Genomic DNA, 6,356 nt, shown 5'->3' on the forward strand with positions numbered 1-6,356 from the left:
CCACTCTCGCAACGGGAGGCCTTCACCCGTCACCAGATCACACGCGATTCACGCAACAACGTCCCTGGACATCACACTTAGGCGCGCCCGCGCAGCACCGCCTGCTTGACCTCAGCGATCGCCTTGGTGACCTCGATGCCGCGGGGGCAGGCCTCCGTGCAGTTGAAGGTCGTGCGGCAGCGCCACACGCCTTCCTTGTCGTTGAGGATGTTCAGGCGCACATCGGCGGCGTCGTCGCGCGAATCGAAGATGAAGCGGTGCGCGTTGACGATCGCGGCGGGCCCGAAGTACTGGCCGTCGGTCCAGAAGACGGGGCACGACGAGGTGCAGGCTGCGCACAGGATGCATTTGGTCGTGTCGTCGAAGATCTCGCGGTTGGCGATCGACTGGATGCGCTCCTTGCCGGGCTCCGGCGCAGAGTTCGAGATGAGGAACGGCTGCACCTCACGGTACGACGCGAAGAAGGGCTCCATGTCGACGATGAGGTCCTTTTCCAGCGGCAGACCCTTAATGGCCTCGACGTAGATGGGCTTGGAGATGTCGAGGTCCTTGATGAGGGTCTTGCACGCCAGACGATTACGCCCGTTGATGCGCATCGCATCCGACCCGCAGATACCGTGCGCGCAGGAGCGGCGGAAGCTCAGTGACCCGTCGACCTCCCACTTGATCTTGTGGAGGGCGTCAAGCACGCGGTCAGTCGAGTACAGCTCGACGTCGTAGTCGACCCAGCGCGGCTCGGAATCCACCTCAGGGTCGAAGCGGCGGATGATGAAGGTCACCAGGAACGACTGGATGCCGGTGGGCTCGGGGGACTGCTCGATGTCGCCCTGCTCATCGGTGGCGGCATCCGTGGAGACAAGCGTCGCGCTCATCGTCAGTACTTCCTCTCCATCGGCTGGTAGCGAGTGATGACCACGGGCTTCCAGTCGAGGCGGATGTGGTCATCCGCGACCGACGAGTGGGGGTCGCCCGTGAGGTAGGCCATCGTGTGCTGCATGTAGTTCTCGTCGTCGCGCTTGGGGTAGTCGTCGCGCATGTGGCCGCCGCGGCTTTCGAGCCGGTTGCGGGCAGTGACGACAACGACCTCGGCGATGTCGAGCAGGAATCCGAGCTCGACAGCCTCGAGCAGGTCGGTGTTGAACCTCTTGCCCTTGTCGTCGACATGGATGTTGAGGTACCGAGCACGCAGCTCCTCGATGACGCCGAGAACGTGCTTCAGGGACTCCTCGGTGCGGAACACCTGGGCTCCCTTGTCCATCTCGTCCTGCAGCTTCTTGCGGAGGACCGCGATGCGCTCCCCGCCGGGGTTGTTGCGCAGGCCCTCGATCATCTCGCGGACGCCTGCCGCGGGGTCTTCGGGGAGGTCGACGAACTCGGCGGTCTTCACGTACTCGACCGCGTACCGGCCGGCGCGCTTGCCGAAGACGTTGATGTCCAGGAGGGAGTTCGTTCCGAGGCGGTTCGAGCCGTGCACGGAGACGCAGGCGCACTCACCGGCCGCGTACAGACCCGGCACGACTGTCTCGTTGTCTGCGAGCACCTCGGCCTTGATGTTGGTGGGGATGCCGCCCATCGCGTAGTGCGCGGTCGGCATCACCGGCACCGGTTCGACGACGGGGTCGACTCCCAGGTAGGTACGAGCAAACTCGGTGATGTCGGGGAGCTTGGTCTCGAGCACCTCGGCACCGAGGTGCGTGCAGTCCAGGAGCACGTAGTCACGGTGGGGGCCGGCGCCGCGACCTTCGGCGACCTCCTGCTGCATGCAGCGGCTGACGATGTCGCGAGGAGCGAGGTCCTTGATCGTGGGGGCGTAGCGCTCCATGAAGCGTTCACCGCTCGCGTTACGCAGGATGGCTCCTTCGCCGCGAGCGCCCTCGGTGAGCAGGATGCCGAGTCCGGCCAGGCCCGTCGGGTGGAACTGGAAGAACTCCATGTCCTCCAGCGGCAGTCCCTTGCGCCAGACGATTCCGACGCCGTCACCGGTAAGGGTGTGGGCGTTGGAGGTCGTCTTGTAGATCTTGCCGAAGCCGCCGGTCGCGAAGATCACTGCCTTGGACTGGAAGACGTGCAGGTCGCCCGTGGCCAGTTCGTAGGCCACGACGCCCGCGACCTGGGTCTTGCCCTCGGCATCCTTCACCGTGATGAGGTCGAGCACGTAGAACTCGTTGAAGAAGTTGATGCCGAGCTTGACGCAGTTCTGGAACAGCGTCTGCAGGATCATGTGCCCGGTGCGGTCGGCGGCGTAGCAGGCGCGACGGACAGGGCTCTTGCCGTGGTCGGCGGTGTGACCGCCGAAGCGACGCTGGTCGATCTTTCCGTCCGGGGTGCGGTTGAAGGGCAGACCCATGTTCTCGAGGTCGATGACCGCGTCGATGGCTTCTTTCGCCAAGATCTCGGCGGCGTCCTGGTCGACGAGGTAGTCGCCACCCTTGACGGTGTCGAAGGTGTGCCACTCCCACGAGTCCTCTTCGACGTTCGCGAGGGCAGCTGCCATGCCGCCCTGGGCCGCGCCGGTGTGGGACCGGGTCGGGTAGAGCTTGGAGATCACCGCGGTCTTCGCGCCGGGGCCTGCCTCGATGGCCGCGCGCATGCCGGCGCCGCCGGCGCCGACGATCACGATGTCGAACTGGTGGTAATGGACGCCGTCCTTGACGACGCTTTCGGCGCTCTGAGTAGTCACGGGTGCTGTGCTTTCGATGTCAGGTGAGCGGCAGGATTACGAGGCACACAGGCCGATGATCGTGTCGGACGCGGTAGCCGGGTCGAACCCGAGGCAGGGGTCGAAGGTGAAGACCACCAGGGTGCCGAGCAGGATCAGAAGCGCCGCGGTGACCCAGATCGCCGTGACGAGCACGGTGCGGGTCTTGGCGTGAGTCACGTAGTCGTTGGTGATGGTGCGCATACCGTTGGCGCCGTGGATCAGCGCGAGCCACAGCATGAGGACGTCCCACCACTGCCAGAACGGGTTGGTGAGCTTTCCGGCAACGAAGGCGAAGTCGATCGCGCGGATGCCGTCGCCCACCATGAGGTTGACGAAGAGGTGCCCGAAGATCAGGACCACGAGCACCATGCCGGATGCTCGCATGTAGACCCAGCCCCACTTCTCGAGGTTGACGCCGCGGCGGCGCGGGGTGCTGTGGGAGGCGCGGGGTTCGGCGATCGCAGGAGCGCTCATCAGTGACCGCCTCCCATCGAGCTGAAGACATTGATGAGGTGACGGGGGGTGAACCCGATCATCGTCACCGCCCAGACGCCGAGGACGATCCACCAGAGCTGACGCTGGTAGCGCGCACCCTTGGACCAGAAATCCACGATGATGATGCGCAGGCCGTTGTAGGCGTGATAGGCGATCGCGCCGACCAGGAACACCTCGCCGATGCCCATGATCGGGTTCTTGTAGGTGCCGATCACCGCGTTGTAGGCCTCGGGGGAGACCCGAATGAGCGCCGTGTCGAGGATGTGGACGAGAAGGAAGAAGAAGATGGCCACGCCGGTGATGCGATGAAGAACCCACGACCACATGCCCTCGTGGCCGCGGTATAGCGTTCCACGAGGGGTCTTGGAGGTGGTTTCGGATACCGACGGTGTGACGCGTGCTGGTGCAGACACGGTCGTCCTCCCTGGATCGAACACGAGCGGGGCGGTCAGTGCCCCAACGGGAACCTGGCGCAGGTCCCTCGGCGTCACTCGGGCGCGAGTCCCATCCTATTGCGCCCGGAGCGGGCGCGGCTCTTAGGCCACCCTTAGTTCGGGGGTACTGCTGTCGCGTGCTGTCACTTCCCGGACACGTGCTCGAAAGGCCGCCCCAGTAGCCTGGGGGGCATGTCTCAGGAGATCTCCGACTTCTATGCCGTCATCCCCGCGGGCGGCATCGGCAGCCGGCTCTGGCCGCTCTCGCGCGCCGACGCCCCGAAGTTCCTGCACGACCTCACCGGCTCCGGGCACTCCCTCCTCCGTGACACCTGGGATCGGCTCGAACCTCTGGCAGGAATCGAGCGCATCGCCGTGGTCACCGGGCGCGCGCACCGCGCAGCCGTCGAGGCCCAACTGCCCGGCGTTCCCGACCGCAACGTCTTCCTCGAATCGGAGCCCCGCGACTCGACGGCGGCAATCGGACTGGCGGCTGCCGTGCTCGTGCGCCGTGAACCCGACGTCATCATCGGATCCTTTGCGGCCGACCACGTCATCCGGCCTCCGCACCTCTTCCAGTGGGCGGTGCAGCAGGCCGTCGCGGTGGCTCGGCAGGGATACATCAGCACGATCGGCATCCAGCCCTCCGAGCCCTCGGTCGGTTTCGGCTACATCAAGAAGGCCGACGAACTTCTCGTGGACGGCGCACCGGAGGCTGCCACCGTCGAGCGATTCGTAGAGAAGCCCGATCTCGAGACGGCCCGGGCCTATTTCGCCGACCGCTCGTACCTCTGGAACGCGGGGATGTTCATCTCTCGCGCCGACGTGCTGCTTGCTGAGATCGAGGCGAACAACCCCGAACTTCACGCCGGGCTGGTGGAACTCGCCGAGGCCTGGGACGACCGCGACCGTCGGGGGCCGGTCGTCGACCGGGTCTGGCCCGCCCTGACCAAGATCGCGATTGACTACTCGGTTGCCGAGCCCGCCGCCGAGAAGGGCAAGCTCGCTGTGATCCCCGGTCACTTCGACTGGGATGACGTCGGCGACTTCGCGAGCCTGGCAAAGCTCAACTCCCACGGCCGCAAGAACGACCTCGCCATCCTCGGCGAGAATGCCCGCATCCTTTCTGACGCCTCCAGCGGCATCGTCGTGTCGCAGACCTCGCGGGTGATCAGCCTCATCGGTGTGCAGGACATCGTCGTCGTCGACACTCCGGATGCTCTCCTGGTGACCACGAGCGAGCACGCGCAGCGGGTAAAGGGTGTCGTCGACGCGCTCAAGCTCGGCGGTCGCGGCGACGTCCTCTGACATGCCTGAGCCCCGGCGCGAGCAGTTTGCGTGACGACTCTATTGCGGGTTTGTAACCATTGCTCAGTGGCGGCTGTCTGGAGCATGCATCGTGGCGATTCGCTAGGTAGATTCTCCAGATGCACCCGCCGTCTGGGCGGGCCCTTCACCTGGAGGCACAGTTGACCATTTCCACCCGTAAGCGCGTGCTCGGCGGCCTCGTTGCCGCAAGCATGTTCGTTGCACTCGCCGGCTGCGCGTCGGCCCCCACTGACACGGAGACCACGTCATCCGCCGGCGGCGACGTCGTTGAAGGCTTTAAGCCCTGCATGGTCTCCGACGCCGGTGGCTTCGACGACAAGTCGTTCAACCAGCTCGGCTACGAAGGCCTTGAGCGTGCGGCTGACGAGCTGGGCGTCGAGTTCCTGACGGTCCAGTCCGACTCGGAGTCTGACTTCGCGCCGAACCTCACCAACCTGGTCGACCAGGGCTGCTCGATGATCATCACGGTGGGCTTCGCGCTGGCTTCCGCTGCTGGCGAGTCGGCCCTGGCCAACCCCGACATCGAGTACGTCTCGATCGACGACGTCGTTGACAACGACTTCGACGGTGAGACCGACGCTCCCAACATCAAGCCGATCGTCTTCGACACCGCGCAGGCCGCGTTCCTCGCCGGCTACGCCGCAGCGTCATACTCGACCGCCGGCAAGGTGGGCACCTTCGGTGGCATGAACTTCCCGACAGTGTCGATCTTCATGGACGGCTTCGCTCAGGGCGTGGCGTACTACAACGAGGCCAACGGCGCCAACGTCGAGGTTCTCGGCTGGGACGGCACCGATGGTGTCTTCACCGGTGGCTTCGTCGCCAACCAGGACGCGATCAACGCCGCGCAGGGCCTGGTCGACCAGGGTGTCGACGTCCTGCTCCCGGTCGGTGGTCCGATCTACCAGAGCGCCGCATCCGTCATCCGTGACTCGGGCCGGGACATCGCCCTCATCGGTGTCGACGCCGACGTCTACGAGACCGACCCGACCGTTGCCGATCTCCTCCTGACGTCGATTCGCAAGCTGATCGACGTGGGTGTCGAGGATGCAGTCCTGGCCGCCGGTATCGGCGAGTTCGACTCGGCTCCCTTCGTCGGCACCCTCGAAAACGGTGGTGTGGGCCTGGCTCCGTTCCACGACTTCGAGAGCAAGGTCTCGCCCGACCTGCAGGCAGAGCTCGACGAGATCGCCGCGGGCATCATCGACGGATCCATCCCGGTCACGTCGTACCTCGCGGGCTGATAACCCTCAGCGGCGGGGGGGGGGGGGGGGGGGGCCCGCCCCCCCCGCCGGGGGGCGGGGGGGGGAGCGGCGGCGCCCCCGACACACCCCAACCAACCAGACACGGGGGGGGGCAGGGGGGCGGGCGCCCCCCCCCGCGCACCCCGCGCAGGG

At 65.9% G+C, this 6,356-nt stretch carries 6 protein-coding genes; 2 read left to right on the forward strand and 4 right to left on the reverse strand.

Annotated features, from left to right (window positions below; genetic code table 11):
- Positions 1–77: 77 nt before the first annotated feature.
- From LL236_RS14640 to sdhC, 4 genes are read right to left on the reverse strand one after another with little or no spacing between them, the layout of a single operon-like run.
- Positions 78–872, reverse strand: a complete 795-nt coding sequence (locus LL236_RS14640) for a succinate dehydrogenase iron-sulfur subunit (RefSeq protein WP_228179560.1) — start codon at positions 870–872, stop codon at positions 78–80.
- 2 nt (positions 873–874) lie between these two features.
- On the reverse strand, positions 875–2,680 hold the full coding sequence (gene sdhA, locus LL236_RS14645) for a succinate dehydrogenase flavoprotein subunit (RefSeq protein WP_228179561.1): 1,806 nt from the start codon (positions 2,678–2,680) through the stop codon (positions 875–877).
- 36 nt (positions 2,681–2,716) lie between these two features.
- Positions 2,717–3,175 (reverse strand): succinate dehydrogenase hydrophobic membrane anchor subunit, encoded by a 459-nt coding sequence (locus tag LL236_RS14650; protein ID WP_228179562.1) that lies wholly within the window; start codon positions 3,173–3,175, stop codon positions 2,717–2,719.
- Positions 3,175–3,609 (reverse strand): succinate dehydrogenase, cytochrome b556 subunit, encoded by a 435-nt coding sequence (gene sdhC / locus LL236_RS14655; protein ID WP_228179563.1) that lies wholly within the window; start codon positions 3,607–3,609, stop codon positions 3,175–3,177. The genes LL236_RS14650 and sdhC overlap by 1 nt, the downstream gene beginning before the upstream one ends.
- A 213-nt stretch (positions 3,610–3,822) precedes the next feature.
- On the opposite strand from sdhC, the gene LL236_RS14660 reads away from it, so the two are divergent.
- Together LL236_RS14660 and LL236_RS14665 are read left to right on the forward strand one after the other, a co-directional pair.
- Entirely contained in the window at positions 3,823–4,938 is a 1,116-nt protein-coding gene (locus tag LL236_RS14660) for a mannose-1-phosphate guanylyltransferase (protein ID WP_228179564.1), read from the forward strand.
- 161 nt (positions 4,939–5,099) lie between these two features.
- The gene (locus tag LL236_RS14665) at positions 5,100–6,203 is read left to right on the forward strand and encodes a BMP family lipoprotein (RefSeq protein WP_228179565.1); all 1,104 of its coding nucleotides are present in this window, start codon (positions 5,100–5,102) and stop codon (positions 6,201–6,203) included.
- Positions 6,204–6,356 lie beyond the last annotated feature (153 nt).

The organism is Microbacterium schleiferi (assembly GCF_020781975.1).
Taxonomy (GTDB): Bacteria; Actinomycetota; Actinomycetes; order Actinomycetales; family Microbacteriaceae; genus Microbacterium.

Bases quoted from the DNA above. Each gene is read 5' to 3' on its own strand.
- LL236_RS14640 (WP_228179560.1), bottom strand. From the start codon at position 872: ATGAGCGCGACGCTTGTCTCCACGGATGCCGCCACCGATGAGCAGGGC.
- LL236_RS14650 (WP_228179562.1), bottom strand. From the start codon at position 3,175: ATGAGCGCTCCTGCGATCGCCGAACCCCGCGCCTCCCACAGCACCCCG.
- LL236_RS14660 (WP_228179564.1), top strand. From the start codon at position 3,823: ATGTCTCAGGAGATCTCCGACTTCTATGCCGTCATCCCCGCGGGCGGC.